Annotated in this window: 10 protein-coding genes and 1 pseudogene; 10 read left to right on the top strand and 1 reads right to left on the bottom strand. The window is 70.3% G+C overall.

Going from position 1 to position 14,303, the window contains the following annotated elements; genetic code table 11:
* Nucleotides 1-10: 10 nt before the first annotated feature.
* From BO221_RS19480 to BO221_RS19440, 10 genes and pseudogenes are all read left to right on the top strand, one after another.
* The gene (locus tag BO221_RS19480) at nucleotides 11-1,792 is read left to right on the top strand and encodes a methyl-accepting chemotaxis protein (RefSeq protein WP_073561991.1); all 1,782 of its coding nucleotides are present in this window, start codon (nucleotides 11-13) and stop codon (nucleotides 1,790-1,792) included.
* Nucleotides 1,792-3,612 carry a methyl-accepting chemotaxis protein gene (locus tag BO221_RS19475; RefSeq protein ID WP_073561990.1) on the top strand — a complete coding sequence of 607 codons (1,821 nt, stop codon included), beginning with the start codon at nucleotides 1,792-1,794 and terminating at the stop codon, nucleotides 3,610-3,612. The genes BO221_RS19480 and BO221_RS19475 overlap by 1 nt, the downstream gene beginning before the upstream one ends.
* Nucleotides 3,609-6,065 (top strand): response regulator, encoded by a 2,457-nt coding sequence (locus tag BO221_RS19470; RefSeq protein ID WP_073561989.1) that lies wholly within the window; start codon nucleotides 3,609-3,611, stop codon nucleotides 6,063-6,065. Before BO221_RS19475 ends, BO221_RS19470 begins: the two co-directional genes overlap by 4 nt.
* A gap of 69 nt (nucleotides 6,066-6,134) precedes the next feature.
* On the top strand, nucleotides 6,135-7,211 hold the full coding sequence (cheB, locus tag BO221_RS19465; RefSeq protein ID WP_073561988.1) for a chemotaxis-specific protein-glutamate methyltransferase CheB: 1,077 nt from the start codon (nucleotides 6,135-6,137) through the stop codon (nucleotides 7,209-7,211).
* Between the two features lie 6 nt (nucleotides 7,212-7,217).
* Nucleotides 7,218-8,537 carry a CheR family methyltransferase gene (locus tag BO221_RS19460; protein ID WP_073561987.1) on the top strand — a complete coding sequence of 440 codons (1,320 nt, stop codon included), beginning with the start codon at nucleotides 7,218-7,220 and terminating at the stop codon, nucleotides 8,535-8,537.
* 77 nt (nucleotides 8,538-8,614) lie between these two features.
* Nucleotides 8,615-9,463, top strand: a complete 849-nt coding sequence (locus tag BO221_RS19455) for a tetratricopeptide repeat protein (RefSeq protein ID WP_143195557.1) — start codon at nucleotides 8,615-8,617, stop codon at nucleotides 9,461-9,463.
* Nucleotides 9,460-9,606: a hypothetical protein gene (locus BO221_RS54905; RefSeq protein WP_158079879.1), complete on the top strand. Its 147-nt coding sequence runs from the start codon at nucleotides 9,460-9,462 to the stop codon at nucleotides 9,604-9,606. The genes BO221_RS19455 and BO221_RS54905 overlap by 4 nt, the downstream gene beginning before the upstream one ends.
* Nucleotides 9,607-9,678: 72 nt before the next feature.
* The gene (locus BO221_RS19450; RefSeq protein WP_073561986.1) at nucleotides 9,679-10,590 is read left to right on the top strand and encodes a 5'-nucleotidase; all 912 of its coding nucleotides are present in this window, start codon (nucleotides 9,679-9,681) and stop codon (nucleotides 10,588-10,590) included.
* A gap of 123 nt (nucleotides 10,591-10,713) precedes the next feature.
* A pseudogene (gene rpmE, locus BO221_RS19445) lies at nucleotides 10,714-10,932 on the top strand (50S ribosomal protein L31); the annotation flags it as partial.
* 279 nt (nucleotides 10,933-11,211) lie between these two features.
* Nucleotides 11,212-12,096: a site-specific DNA-methyltransferase gene (locus tag BO221_RS19440; protein WP_073561984.1), complete on the top strand. Its 885-nt coding sequence runs from the start codon at nucleotides 11,212-11,214 to the stop codon at nucleotides 12,094-12,096.
* Nucleotides 12,097-12,116: 20 nt separating this feature from the next.
* On the opposite strand, the gene BO221_RS19435 is transcribed toward BO221_RS19440, so the two are convergent.
* Nucleotides 12,117-13,889: a hypothetical protein gene (locus tag BO221_RS19435; protein WP_073561983.1), complete on the bottom strand. Its 1,773-nt coding sequence runs from the start codon at nucleotides 13,887-13,889 to the stop codon at nucleotides 12,117-12,119.
* Nucleotides 13,890-14,303: the final 414 nt, after the last annotated feature.

The raw sequence follows: 14,303 nt of genomic DNA, 5'->3' as shown, positions 1-14,303 counted from the left end.
CCAGGAGGGGATGAAGGGGCTGTCGGAGTGGACCACACAGCCGTCCTGGCTGGGGGGCCTGGTGGGGTTGGGGCTGGCGCTGTTCTACGGCCGTCTCACCGGCTCGGTTCCCGATGGGCGGGGGTGGCTCTTCCTGGGGTTGCTGCTGGCGGTGCTGGTGATGAACGCCGTGCTGTCCGGCGCCCAGGAGCGTCACGCGCTGCGCGTGCTGCGGGCGTTGGAGCAGGGGCGGCTGCCGACCAATCCGGACAACCTGCGCCGTGCGCTCCAGGAGGTCCGCCGCATCCCCGGGCGCTGCTTCTGGTTCACCCTGCAGGGCTGGGTGGGGGGCGCGCTGATGCTGGCGGTGACGTTCCCGCCCCTGGCCCAGGCGCCGTGGAGCACGGGGATGCGCATCATCCTGGTGGGCCTGTCGCTCGGTCCGCTGTCCTCCATGCTCGTCTACCTCCTGGTGGTGCGCCGGGGCCGCCTGGCCGCCGAGCGCATCGCCGCGCAGGGCCTGTCCCCGCAGGAGGTCATCGCCGCGCTTCCCGCCGAGCGGCTGCGGCTGCGGCGCCGGCTGGTGATGTTCACCGCGGTGGCGGTGCTCAGCCCGTCCATGTTCATCCTCGACGTGTCGGTGAGCCAGACGCTGCGCACCGTCGATCAGATCCTGGATGCGAGGGGAGCGCCCGCGTTGCAGCACAAGGTGGTGCACGACGCGCGCAAGGCCACCGGGAAGCCGTTGGTGGTGCTGGCCGGGCTGGTGGTGTTGTTGGTGGTGGGCACGGCGTACGTGGCGGGCACGGCGCTGGCCGAGCCCCTGCGCGCCCTGTCCGAGGACGCCACCCGCATCGCCCAGGGTGAGGTGCGCACCCCGCGCTTCATCCCCGCCGAGGACGAGGTGTGGGCCGTGTCCGGGGCCTTCACCCGCATGCAGGCGCAACTGGCCCAGGCGCTCGTGCAGTTGCAGCGCGCGGGACTTCAAATCTCCTCCACCACCGAGCAGCTGGTGGCCACCTCGGCGGACCAGGAGTCCGGGGCGGGGGAGCAGGCCATCTCGCTCAACGAGACGCGGGCCACCACCGAGGAGCTGGCGCGCTCGGCGCAGCAGATCGCCGTCAACGCCGAGTCGGTGTCCACCATGGCGGAGACGACCTTCGGGGCGGCGCAGAGCGGGCAGCGCAGCGCGGCGGCCTTCCTCGCGGCCATGCACCGCATGAAGGGGGACAACCAGGGCATCGCGGATGCCGTGGTGCGGCTCAACAAGCGGGTGCAGCAGATCGGCAAGGTGGTGGAGTTCATCAACGAGATCGCCGACAAGTCGGACCTGCTGGCGCTCAACGCCGAGCTGGAGGGCACCAAGGCGGGCGAGCCCGGCCGGGGCTTCTCGCTGGTGGCCGCGGAGATGCGCCGGCTGGCGGAGAACGTGCTGTCCTCCACCCTGGCCATCGAGCGGCTCATCGATGAAATCCGCGATGCCACCCAGGCGGCGGTGATGGCCACCGAGGCGGGGTTGAAGACGACGGAGCGCGGCGCCTCGCTGGCGGCGCAGGTGGACCAGAGCCTGGGCCTCATCCTCGAGCTGGCGCGGCAGACGTCCCACGCCGTGCGCTCCATCTCCCTGGCCACCCAGCAGCAGCAGACGGGCACGGATCAGCTCGCCGCCGCCATGGGGGACATCCTGCGCGTCACCGAGGAGAACGCCGAGGCCACCCAGCAGATGGTGGCGGCCAATACGGACCTCTCCGCACTGGCGAGGGACTTGAAGGCCACGGTGCAGCGCTTCCGCGTGGCGGAGAGGGACGGGTGATGCGGACCCCGCGCTTCTTGCGTTACCGGCGTCCCTTCAGCCGCCGCCTGGTGATGGCGGTCGTCTACGCCAACTTCACCACCTCCATCCTCAGCGGGCGCTACGCCCAGCTCACCATCGGGGAGCGGCTGGAGGACAGCCTGCCGCTGTTCCTCAAGCTGATGGCGGTGTTCTCCTTCACCGCCATCGTGGTGCAGGCGGTGCTCTGCCTGCGCCGGCTGCGCGGGCTGCTCGTCGTGGAGGCCGCGGAAGGGCCGAGCCAGCCGGAGCTGCTCGGGCAGGCGCTGCGGGAGGTCCACGGCCTCGCGGACTTCTCCTTCGTCTCCACGCTGGCCATGTGGCTGCTCAACTCCGTCCTCGTCAACGTGGGGTTGTGGGTGAGCGGCGCGTCCATGGACCTGCTGGAGGCCCTGCGCCTCGGCCTGCCGGGGCTGATCTTCGGTCCGCTCTCCGCGCTGTTGACGTACTGCATCGTCACGATGCGGGCCCGGCGCGTGGTGCTGGACATGGGCCCCCTGGGCCTGACGCCCGAGCTGGCCATCTCCGTGGCGCCCCGGCGCTCGCAGATCCGCACGCGGCTGAGCCTCTTCACCGCCATCGTCGTGGTGACGCCCGCGGCGCTCATCTGGGACGTGAGTTACTCGCTGGCCAACCGGGCCTTCGATCAGATGCTGACGGAGGCCGATCCGAAGCGGCAGGCGGAGCTGGCCGAGCTGCTGCGTACCGAGGCGCTGTGGTCCGGCGGAGCGCTGTGCCTGCTCGTCTTCGGGGTGGCCCTGGCCGCGGCCTACCTGGGTGGCACGTTGCTGGGCCGTCCCATGCGCCAGCTGGGCGAGGACGCCCACCGCATCGCCGAGGGGGACTTGAGCCGCCCGCGCATCATCCCCGCCGAGGACGAGGTGTGGTCCGTCTCGGCCGCCTTCTCCACCATGCGGGCCCACCTGGCGGACGTGCTGGCCCAGTTGCAGCGCGCCGGCTACCGCATCGGCACCACCACCGAGGAGATCCTCGCCACCTCCTCGCGCTACGAGGCCGGTGCCGCCGAGCAGGCCAGCTCGCTGGACGAGACGAGTGCCACCACCGAGGAGCTGGCGCGCTCGGCCCGGCAGATCGCCGAGAACGCGGGCTCGGTGGCGGAGATCGCCCACAAGACGCTCGCGGCGGCCCGGCAGGGTCAGGCCAGCGCCGAGGCCTTCCTCGAGACGATGAACCGCATGCGTCACGACAACCAGGCCATCGCCACCGCGGTGGCCCGGTTGAACAAGCGCGTGCAGCAGATCGGCAAGATCGTCGAGTTCATCAACGGCGTGGCCGACAAGTCGGACCTGCTCGCGCTCAACGCCGAGCTGGAGGGCACCAAGGCGGGCGAGGTGGGGCAGGGCTTCTCGCTGGTGGCCGCGGAGATGCGCCGGCTGGCGGAGAACGTCATCGAGTCCACCAAGGAGATAGAGGGGCTCATCGAGGAGGTGCAGGACGCCTCGGGCGGCGCGGTGATGGCCACCGAGGGCGGCGTGCGCGCCACCGAGACGGGCACCGCCCTGGCGCAGCAGGTCTCCGAGTCGTTGCGGCAGATCGTCGAGCTGGCCGGGCGCACGTCGGACGCGGTGCGGGCCATCTCGCTGGCCACGCAGCAGCAGCAGGGTGGAACGGATCTGCTCGCCGAGGCCATGGCGGACATCCTGCGCATCACCCAGCAGAGCCACAACGCCACCAAGCAGGTCATCAGCGCCAATGGAGATCTGTCCACGCTGGCGCGTGACTTGAGAGGGGTGGTGGAGCGCTTCCAGATCGATCCACCCGCGCCAGGGGGCAAGGTGTGAGCGCGCGGGAGAAGTTGCTCAAGCAGTTCCGGGAGCTGGTGGGGGTGCGCCTGGAGCGCATCAACCGCCGCATCGTGGAGCTGGAGGCGGGCGCGAGCCTGGAGGCCGGCCGCACCGTGCTGCGCGAGCTGCACGGGCTGAAGGGCGAGGCCCGGATGATGGGCTTCGACGCCATCAACTCCGTCGTGCACGAGATGGAGGAGCTGGTGCGCTCCACCGAGCGCGCCGAGCACGCGATGACCGCCGGCTCCATCGACGCGCTGCTCCAGGCGGGAGACGCGGTGCTGGTGCTCGCCGGTGCGTCGCCCGAGCCGGCCCAGCCGCCTCCCGAGGTGGACAAGCTGGTGCGCTGGCTGCAGGAGTGCACCCGCGCCGAGGTCTCCGGTCAGGCGGTGCCCGCCTCCATCCCGGGCCCGTCGTCCCCTCCGGTGCCGCCCGCGCGCAAGGAGGCCCCGGAGAAGGATCGGGACGAGCGGGAGGATGTCACCCCCGCGTGGGGCTCGGCTTCGCTGAGCGGCATGGTGTCCTCGCTGGTGTCGCGGCAGGCGCCGCCCCCGTCGTCACCCCCCGTGCCGGCGGCCTCCCCGGCGCGGCCTCCCCTGGTGGGCCGGTCGGTGCCGGTGGAGCCTCCGCGCGCGCAGGCTTCCGCGACGGCCACGGCCACCACCACCATCAGCCGGATGCCACCGGCCACGCCCGAGGTGCCGGTGCGCACGGGCTCGGCGTCTAGCGTGCGCGCGGGAGACAGGGCGGACGGCTCGGTGCGCATCGGCGTGGCCAGCCTGGATCTGCTCACGAGCGCGGTGACGAACCTCACCCAGGTATCGCGCCGCCGCGAGCTGGCGACCACCCGGCGGTTGGAGCTGGCGCGGGAGCTGAGTCTGCTGGCGCGGGCCGCGGAGGACCTGGGCCCGGCGGCCGCCGCGCTCTCGGAGCGGCTCGGCAAGGCGAAGGAACTGGCCGCCGCCCTCCACCGCGAGGCGAAGCTGCTGGCCAACGAGGAGCTGCGCGACCTGGGCTATGTGGCCGACGAGGTGCAGCGCCTGCGCATGCTGCCGCTCTCCGTGCTCTTCGAGCCCTACCCGCGCATGGTGAGGGATCTGGCGCGCGAGCTGGGCAAGGAAGCGGAGCTGGTGGTGGACGGCGAGGACACCCGCGCCGACCGGGCGGTGGTGGAGGCGCTGAGGGATCCCTTGCTGCACCTGGTGCGCAACGCGCTGGACCATGGCCTGGAGTCGCGGGTGGACCGGGTGGCCACGGGCAAGCACCCGCGCGGACGGCTGACGCTGGGGGCCGCGCGGGACGGCAACCGGCTGGTGCTGCGCGTGGAGGACGACGGCGTGGGCCTGGAGCCCTCGTTGCTGCGCCGGGCGGCGGTGCGCAAGGGCTTCCTGGACGAGGCCTCGGCGTCGGCGCTGACGGATCAGGCGGCGCGCGAGCTCATCTTCCTCTCGGGCTTCACCTCGCGCGAGGTGGCCACGGACATCTCCGGGCGGGGCGTGGGGCTGGACGCGGTGCGCAGCTCGCTCCGGGCGCTGGGGGGAGACGTGCTGGTGGCCTCCACGCCGGGCGGAGGCACGCGCTTCGAGCTGCGGGTGCCGGTGTCCCTCACCGTGGCCCCGCTGCTCTTCGTGAAGGTGGCCGAGGAGACGCTCTGCCTGAGCGCCGCCCACGTCTCGCGGGCCGTGAAGGTGGAGGCCTCGCAGATCCGCGAGGTGGCCGGGCGCGCGGTGCTGGAGGTGGATGACCAGCCCATGCCCTTCGCCTCGCTGGGGGCGCTGCTCGGGTTGGGGCCGGAGGAGGTGGCGGGCGAGGGGGCCCTGGTGCTGGTGGTGCGCAGCCAGGGGGCCACGGCCGCGCTGGCGGTGGACCGCGTCCTGGAGGAGAGCGTCCAGGCCATCCTGCCGCTGAAGGGACTGCTGGCGCGCTTCCCTCACCTCACGGGCGCCACCACCCTGGCGGACGGCCGGCTCGCCATGGTGCTGTCGGCGGCCCACGTCATCGCCAGCGCCCAGGGGGCCATGGGTCTGCGGGTACCCCGGGCGCCCGCCGCCGCCCGCCCGCTTCCCGCTCCCCGCCGCCGCATCCTGGTGGTGGACGACTCCCCCCTCACCCGGGAGCTGATCGGCTCGCTCCTGGAGGCCGTGGGGTACGACGTGATCATGGCCACCGACGGCATGGAGGCCTTGGACATGCTCAACGCCACCTCCAATGGCCCCCGGGTGGACCTGGTCTGCACCGACCTGGAAATGCCCCGGGTGGACGGGTTGGAGCTGACCCGCCGGCTCAAGGCCCATGCGACCCATAAGGTCCTCCCGGTGGTCATTCTCACCACGCGTGGAGGAGAGGAAGACCGGCAGCGTGGGCTGGCGGCGGGCGCGGACGGCTACATCACCAAGGGTGACCTGGTGCGTCAGGATCTGGTGGACGTGGTGGGCCGGCTCCTGGGCTGACGTGCGCCTGCGGGACAGCGGGCCCAATTGGGTATACTCGGGGCGTCGCGCACGGAGTATGGAAGCCACATGGGCAAGAAAGTGTCAGTGCTGGTCGTCGACGACTCGCACATCTGCCGACAGCTGATTTGTGAAGCTCTGGGCCGGGATCCGGACCTGGAGGTTGTCGGGACTTGCGCCAACGGCAAGGAGGCGTTGGAGGCCGCGCGGGAGCTGCGTCCGCAGGTCATCACCATGGACGTGGAGATGCCGGTGATGGATGGGCTCACGGCCGTGGAGCACATCATGGCCGAGGTGCCCACGCCCATCCTCATGCTGACGGCGGATCCTCGCCAGCAGGCGCCGGAGCTGACGTGCCGGGCGCTGGAGCTGGGCGCGCTGGCGCTGCAGATCAAACCCGCCATCGACGCGGGCACCGAGGCGTGGAACCTGTCGCGCGAGGTGAAGCTGTTGTCCTCGGTGCGGGTCATCCGGCACATCCACAACAGCAAGCAGCGCCGGCCGCCGTTGCCGGGCACGGGTGGGGCGGCGGTGGTGGCGCCCTCGCCCCCGGTGGGCATGCCCTATGGGGTGCTCGCGGTGGCCAGCTCCACCGGTGGGCCGCAGGTCCTCTTCCGGATGCTCTCGGAGCTGCCGGCGGACTTCCCCACGCCCATCGTCATCGTCCAGCACATCAACGCCGCATTCTCCGAGTCGCTGGCGGGCTGGCTGGCCAATTCCTCGAAGTTGAAGGTGCGCCTGGCGACGGACGGCGAACAGCTGTTGCCGGGCAACGTGCTGATCGCCCCGCCGGGGCAGCACATGTCCATTCCCTTCCGGGGGCGGGTGGCGCTGCGGCCGGGCGTGGAGCGGGACGGGCACATGCCCTCGGGCACGGTGCTGCTGGAGAGCGCGGCCAAGGCCTACGGGCGGCGCACCCTGGGGCTCATCCTCACCGGCATGGGCGAGGACGGCGCGGAGGGCATGCTCGCCATCAAGCAGGCCGGTGGGCTGACGCTGGCACAGAACGAGGAGTCGTGCGTGGTGTTCGGCATGCCGGGTGCGTCGGTGGCGCGCAAGGCGGTGGATCACCTCGTCCACGGTGACGACATCGCGGGAGCGCTGGTGCGGCTCGCGCGGGGTGAGACGCTCACCGCGGGGCGCTGAGCGCAGGTGACTCCTCCCGCCTTCCCGCCAGCCACCAGTCCCTTCCACGCCTTCGTGGCGCGGCGGACGGGCATGGCCTTGAGTGAGTTGCAGTGCCGCCGGCTCGACGAGAAGCTGACGGCACGGCCGGGCGGGTTGACGCCGCAGTACCTGCTGCACCTGCAGTCGCCCGCGGGCGCGGCGGACCTGGCCGAGCTCATCGACGCCATCTCCGTGCAGAAGACGGAGCTCTTCCGGGACGAGCCGCAACTGGCGGCGCTGCGCATGCACGTGCTGGAGCCGATGGTGTCGAGGATGCACCGGCCGCTGCGGGTGTGGAGCGCGGGCTGCGCCACGGGCGAGGAGGTGGCCACGCTGCTGGTGATGCTCGCCGAGGCGGGCGCGGATCCCTCCAGCACGGTGCTGGGCACGGACATCTCGGAGACGGCCATCGCGCGGGCGCGGGAGTTGTGCTTCAGCGCGGAGCAGTTCCAGCGGGTGCCGTCCGGGGTGCGCGAGCGCTGGTTCCTTCCCGCCGGCGGGGGCCGCTTCACGCTGGTGGGGCACCTGAAGGATCGGGCCCGCTTCGAGTGCCACAACCTGATGGACCTGCCCTACCCGGTGGCGGCGGAGGGGCAGGGGTTCGATCTCATCGTCTGCCGCAACGTCCTCATCTACTTCGCCCCCGAGCCCTTCGATCGGGTGGTGTCGTCACTGGCGGGGCGGCTGACCCCCGAGGGGATGTTGGTGCTCTCGGCGGCGGAGCCGTTGCTGCGCGCGCCGCCGGCCCTGCGCACCGTGCGCTTCGAGCAGGCCTTCTTCTATGCGCGGGCGCAGGGGGCCGTGGCCTTCACCGAAGCGGCGCCGCCAGTGGCCCGGAGTACGCCGAGCTCCAGTGGACTGCCCGCCGTGGGGGCCCTGCTCGCGTCGCGCTCCCCCACGTCGGGCCGCTTCCCGGCGATCCCCGCTCCGCCGAAACCAGAGACTCCCGCCGAGGTGCGGCCCGGGGATGCCGGCGCGCACACGGAGGCGGATGCCCTCTTCGCGAAGGTGCTGGAGTGGGCCTCCTCGGGGGGCGAGGCGAGCCCCCAGACGGCGGAGGCGCTGCGGCGCTGCCTCGTGTTGGACCCGGACCTGGCCGCGGCGCGCTACCTGCTGGGGATGTTGCTCGAGCAGCGGGGCGTGCCGGCCGAGGCCGCCGTGGAGTACCGGCGGGCCCTGCGCTCGCTGGAGGAGGGGAGGGCGCGCACCACCCCTTTCTTCCTCAACAACGCCCGGCTCCAGGTGGCCTGCGCGCGCGCCATCGAGCGGGTGGAGCGGGGCCCCGGTCCGCCTCCGTCGCGTTGACGGGCAGGCAGGCGGGCCCCGAGCGCATGAAGAAGCCCGCGCGGGCCAGGGGGTTTGACCGTAAGATGCGCCCCCTTATGAGAAGGCTTGCCCTGATCGCCCTCCCGCTCGCGCTTGCCGGCTGCTTCTACCCCGCGGACCGCGGCCGCGCCTTGGAGTCCCGGCTCGAGAAGCTCGATGCCTCCCAGGCCCAGCTCCAGGCGGAGCTGAAGCAGACCCGGGATCAGCTCGACGCCACGCTGCCGAAGATCGACGCGAAGATCGCCGAGGTCTCCAAGGCGCTGCAGAGCCTGGACACCGCCTCGCGCCGCTCGGGCGCGGACATTGGCATCCAACTGCAGAAGACGGTGGAGGACCTGGCCCAGCTGCGCGGCCAGGTGGAGACGTACCTCTACAAGATTGGCGAGCTGGAGGGTGCGCTCACCAAGACGAGCGAGGAGACGGAGAAGCGGCTGCAGGCGCTCAAGGGCGATGAGGCCCTGAAGGAAGCCGAGGCCAGGAAGAAGGCCGAGGAGCTGAAGCGGCCCACGGACAAGAAGGAGTTCATCGCGCTGGCCCGGGAGAAGGCCAAGGGCGGCGACGTGGCCGTGGCCCGGCAGCTCTACTCGGAGTTCCTCAAGAAGTGGCCCAAGGACGCGCTGGCCGCCGAGGCCCACTTCGGCCTGGGGGAGACGTACTTCGCCGAGGACAAGTGCCGCGAGGCCCTCTACGAGTACGGCAAGCTGATGCAGGAGCACCCCAAGGCGGACTCCACGCCGGATGCGTACCTGCGCTCGTCGGATTGCTTCAAGAAGCTGAAGATGCAGGAGGAGTCGCGGCTGGCGCTCGAGGAGCTCGTGAAGGGCTACCCGAAGTCGGATGCGGCCAAGACGGCCAAGGCGCGCCTGGCCGATCTGGACAAGGCGAAGAAGGGTGGCAAGAAATGAAGGGGCGTCTGATGAGCGGGCGTCTGTTGCTGCTGGCCGTGCTCGCGCTGCTGGTGTCGCCCTGGGTGGCGGACGCGGCGCCGAAGCAGGTGGTGCTCCTCTTCACCGGAGACAACGGGGGCGAGATCGCCCCCTGTGGTTGACGCCACAACCCGTCTGGCGGTCTGGCCAGACGAAAGACGGCCTTCTCGCAGGAGCGCGCGGGCGGGAAGCCGGTGCTGGTGCTGGACGCGGGCAATGCGCTCTTCAAATTCGCCGCGAAGGGGAGTGATCCAAAGGAGAAGGAGCGGGCCACGCTGCTGCTCGAGACGATGGATGCGCTGGGCACCACGGCCATGGCCGTGGGCGAGCGCGATCTGACGCTCGGGACGGACTTCCTCCTCCGCGCCTCGAAGGACCGGAAGATGAAGCTCCTGTCCGCCAACCTGGTGGATGCGGGGGGCAAGCCGCTCTTCCCGGCCTCCACGGTGGTGACGGTGGGCGGCGTGAAGTTCGGCCTGGTGGGCCTCTCCCCGGAGGGGCCGGTGTCTGGCCAGAAGGGCGTGGTGGGCAGACCTCCCGTGCCGGCGGCCATCGCCGAGTCCCGCCGCCTGCGCACCCAGGAGAAGGTGGACGTGGTGGTGGTGCTCGCCGCCATGCCCTACATGGAGGCCGTCAAGCTCTCCATGGAGTCGGGCGACGCCGTGGACCTCATCCTCCAGTCGAACGACAGACGGGGGCAGGGCATGGCCCAGCGCAACGACTTCGCCACCCTGCTCCCCACGGGCGAGCGGGGGCGGGAGATCGGCCACCTGACGCTCTCCGTGGGGGGGAAGGGGCCCTTCGTGGACCTGTCGGGGACGGAGCGGGCCCGGCAGAACCTGAAGATGCTCGAGGCCAACCTCCAGCAGGCGAGGCGGAGCCTGGCAGCGGCGAAGGACGAGCGGACCCGGAAGACGTGGCAGGAGACCATCGCCGACTTCGAGGCGCGCCAGAAGGCGCTCGCACTGGAGGTGGAATCCGGCAAGCAGGGGACCGAGCGCTCCCTGCGCCTCTCGTACATCGCCCTGGGCGGCAACATCCAGGACGACCCCGAGGTGAAGAAGCGGGTGGAGCGAATCGAACCCCCGGGGTCCGCATCTCACTAGTCTGGACGGGGCCCGGTCGCGGGCCTTGTGCCAGGACCGGTCCGCCGTTATAAGCGCCGGCCTACCTCTAGAACGCCAGACCTCCCACCCCAGCGTGGGGGCAAGGCGCAGGGAGTTGTCCAAATGAAGCCCGATCTGCACCCGGTCTACCCGGCCGCCCGTATCACCTGCGCGTGCGGTAACACCGTCGAGACCAAGTCCACGCGTGGCTCGTTCACCGTGGAAGTCTGCTCGAACTGCCACCCCTTCTTCACGGGCAAGTACAAGCTGCTCGACACCGCGGGCCGCGTGGAGAAGTTCCGCAAGAAGTACGGGACGGGCGCGGGGACGAGTGCCGCCGCTCCCGCCGAGGGTGCCGCCGCTGCTCCCGCCGAGGGCGCCGCTCCCGCCGCGAAGAAGACCGCCAAGAAGGCCAAGGCCTAGTCTCTTCCGCACCACCGCGTAGCACCCGCCGAGCACGGCGCTGGAAGGCCTCGATGAGAGGCACTCCCGCCGTGCTCGCGGCGTTTCGGGAGTCCTCGTTCCACGTCAAGTTTCAGGGTGCTACAGGCAAAAATTTAGACGTAGCACCGTGTTGCCCGCACATTCCCGCCCGTCACGACGACCCCTGACGGAGGCGAGATGTCCGCGGAAGCCACTGCCCTGAAGCTTGTTCAGCAGCCCTCTCTGCGCGAGAGCCTTTTCGCCAAGAGCGATGGCTACCGGCTGTACCAGGGCGACAGCCTGGCGCTGCTCGAGCAGTTCGAGCCGGGCACCTTCGACATGGTGTTCGCCGACCCGCCCTACTTCCTGTCCAACGGTGGTTTCACCTGCAAGAACGGCAAGCGCGCCGCGGTGAACAAGGGCGGCTGGGACGTGTCGCGCGGGGTGGACGAGGACCACGCCTTCACCACCGCGTGGCTCAAGGCCTGCCAGCGGGTGCTCAAGCCCACCGGCACCATCTGGGTGAGCGGCACGCAGCACGTCATCTTCTCGGTCGGCTTCGCGATGCAGAAGCTTGGCTACAAGCTGCTGAACACCGTCACCTGGTACAAGCCCAACGCCAGCCCCAACCTGGCGTGCCGCTACTTCACGCACTCCTCCGAGCTGCTCATCTGGGCCTCGCCCAAGCCGGCCGCGAAGCTCCAGCACACCTTCAACTACTCGAAGATGAAGGCGGACAACGGCGGCAAGCAGATGCGCGACGTGTGGGCGCTGCCGCGCACGGGTGACGAGGAGCTGGCCGCGGACGAGTCTGGCCGCGTGTGGACGATGACGGCGCCGCGCCGCGAGGAGAAGGCGCACGGCAGCCACCCCACGCAGAAGCCGGTGTCGCTGCTCGAGCGCGTCATCGAGGCGAGCACCCCCGAGGACGCGGTGGTGCTGGACCCCTTCAACGGCAGCGGCACCACGGGTGTGGCGGCGATGAAGCTGGGCCGGCGTTACGTGGGCATCGACATGGACGAGCAGTACCTGAAGCTGTCGCAGAAGCGCCTGGCCGAGGCCGAGCGCGCTGCCCGCCGGTAGTCCTTCGCGGAGGGTGTCCCTCAGTGGCACCAGGTGGCGTCCTCCGTGTTGTCGAAGGTGATGCCCAGCTCCTCCTGGAGCACGTCCAGCAGGTGGGGCCGCATGAGGACGGTGCCGATGCGCAGGCGGTGATTGAGCGAGAGATCCGCGCCAGAGAGCTTCCGTGCCGGGTGGGGGCGCTGGAGCAACGCATTGATCTGGCGTTGAGCTCCTTCCATGGCGCGAAGTGTCGAGCGCTCGATCGCCAGGTGCATCGCCACGGTGTCCGCCACGGTATCGAGGACGTCTCCCCGGCTCCCCGAGGGAGCGCCCGCGCGCGAGCGGAGCAGCTCCCGGAGCCGTGAGCGGGCCTGTTCATCCACCTCGTCTCTCGCGGGGGTGAATGCGTCCTGGAAGCGATGCAGCGCATCCTCCCGGAAACCCTTCGAGCCACGCTGGGCGCGTTCGTACATCTCGCCGTAGCGGGCCTCGGCCAGTGCTCGCGCGGTGGGCTGATTCAGCCCCGAGCGCAGGATCATCGGCCAATCGCGCTCGACATGTTCGCGCAGCCGGCCCAGGACACTCCCCGGCTCATCCTCCACCCCGAGCAGCGCCGCGTGAATCACCTCGTAGGCGCGGCACATGTGGCTCCAGAGGTTGGACTGGAGGGAATAGAGCTGGATTCCGAGCAGCCCGTACTCCATCGCCGCGGGGATTTCGGCATCCCACTCCGCCGTGGGGAGGGGCGCACCCGACACGGGCTTGCCATCCAGCAGCGTCTCGAAGAACTCCTCCACCATGTGCGGGGGACCGGCGCATACGCCGCGATTCGAGAGGAACTGGTTGGTCTGCTCCGTGAGGCGGTACAGCTCGGCTGCCGTCATGGGCGCGTCGTACGTCAGCGAATCCTCCAGGAGCAGGAGCAGGTAGGACGTCATCATTCGCACGCCGTCCGTCACCCGGAACATGGAGGACAGCACGGGATCCAACGCGCCATTGGGCACGGGCGCGTTCGCGCGCATCAGCAACAGGGCCGGCAGGGCCAGCACGACATAGGACAGGGCGTGGAGATCTCCCAGCCGCCAGCGTCCGTCTGGGAGCAGGGGGTGGTGGCTCAGGAACTCCTCGCGGACCGCGAGCACTCCCCGCAGCACGGGCTTCCAGTGCCGCGTCATCGACTTGAGGGCCGTCACGTTCATCGGCACCTCGTCCCGGTAGCGGCTGCCAGGGTAGGGGCACACCCGCCACTCCGTCGGGAGCTTCATGCGCATGGCCTCGGGGAAGACGTTCATCTCGCCGACATGGCGGCCCTCCGCGTCGAGCGCCGGGTGTGCGACGCGATGCACCGGGAGCACGGTTTCGAGGAACCCTGGCTCCAGCGGCCGCCCCGTCAACCGCTCCATGACGCGGGAACAGTCCGGGTTCCACCACAGGGGCTCGGTGGGGGCTTCTCTCAGGGCCTCGGTCTTCAGGAACTTTTGATGCAGGTCACTCCCGGCGAGAGGTTTCGGGGCCTCGCGCGAGAGGATGTCCTCGGCCAGGAGGGTCTCGAGCAACTCCCTCACGCGCTCCCAGGGATAGGGCTCACCCGAGCTCCACGCGGTGGCGCTGCCCGCCCTGAACTGGTCCTGCTGGAGCAGCGTCTCACCGAAGGAGAGCAGGTCCGGCTCATCGATCGTGATCTCCTTGATACCGAAGAAGATGTGCAGTTCCCGAGTGCCCTCGGGGGTGGTCACGTACTCGCTCGTGGAGCGGCGCCGCATGGGCAGGTAAAGCGTCTCATGGGGCTCGACCGGCACGGCTTCCTGGCTCATGGGAGCTCCAGATGGATGGGGTTCTCCTCTGGATGGAGCACGGGGCGCGGCTTTGTGATGCACGGCACTTCCGGGTGCCCTGTTGGAGGAACGGCCGGGCTTCCCCCATCGGACAAAAGAGTCGCGAGCGGGCGATGCACCTGCCCACTGGCGACCCGATCAACAGCGCGGCCTTCCTCCGTGGCTAGGGATAGCCGCGGCATCCACCACCCAGACTGGGGGGCGGGATGTAATCGATGTCGATGGTTCTGACCGGCAGCAATCCACCACGGATGTTCGTTTTGACCTTCATGGGTCTGCTCCTTGTTTGTCCTGCGTTTCAAACAGGCAGACTCAGGGGCGGGACGTTTGTGATTGTGCTGGGAGTCCCATGGGAGACGCGCTCCTGTGTCCGCCAGGAGCGGGTCCGGAGAA

It is taken from the genome of Archangium sp. Cb G35 (assembly GCF_001896145.1).
GTDB lineage: Bacteria > Myxococcota > Myxococcia > Myxococcales > Myxococcaceae > Archangium > Archangium violaceum.
This window is presented reverse-complemented; position numbering and strand designations above follow the sequence as displayed.

Bases quoted from the DNA above. Each gene is read 5' to 3' on its own strand.
- cheB (WP_073561988.1), top strand. From the start codon at position 6,135: ATGGGCAAGAAAGTGTCAGTGCTGGTCGTCGACGACTCGCACATCTGC.
- BO221_RS19440 (WP_073561984.1), top strand. From the start codon at position 11,212: ATGTCCGCGGAAGCCACTGCCCTGAAGCTTGTTCAGCAGCCCTCTCTG.
- BO221_RS54905 (WP_158079879.1), top strand. From the start codon at position 9,460: ATGAAGGGGCGTCTGATGAGCGGGCGTCTGTTGCTGCTGGCCGTGCTC.
- BO221_RS19475 (WP_073561990.1), top strand. From the start codon at position 1,792: ATGCGGACCCCGCGCTTCTTGCGTTACCGGCGTCCCTTCAGCCGCCGC.
- BO221_RS19480 (WP_073561991.1), top strand. From the start codon at position 11: ATGAAGGGGCTGTCGGAGTGGACCACACAGCCGTCCTGGCTGGGGGGC.
- BO221_RS19455 (WP_143195557.1), top strand. From the start codon at position 8,615: ATGAGAAGGCTTGCCCTGATCGCCCTCCCGCTCGCGCTTGCCGGCTGC.
- BO221_RS19435 (WP_073561983.1), bottom strand. From the start codon at position 13,889: ATGAGCCAGGAAGCCGTGCCGGTCGAGCCCCATGAGACGCTTTACCTG.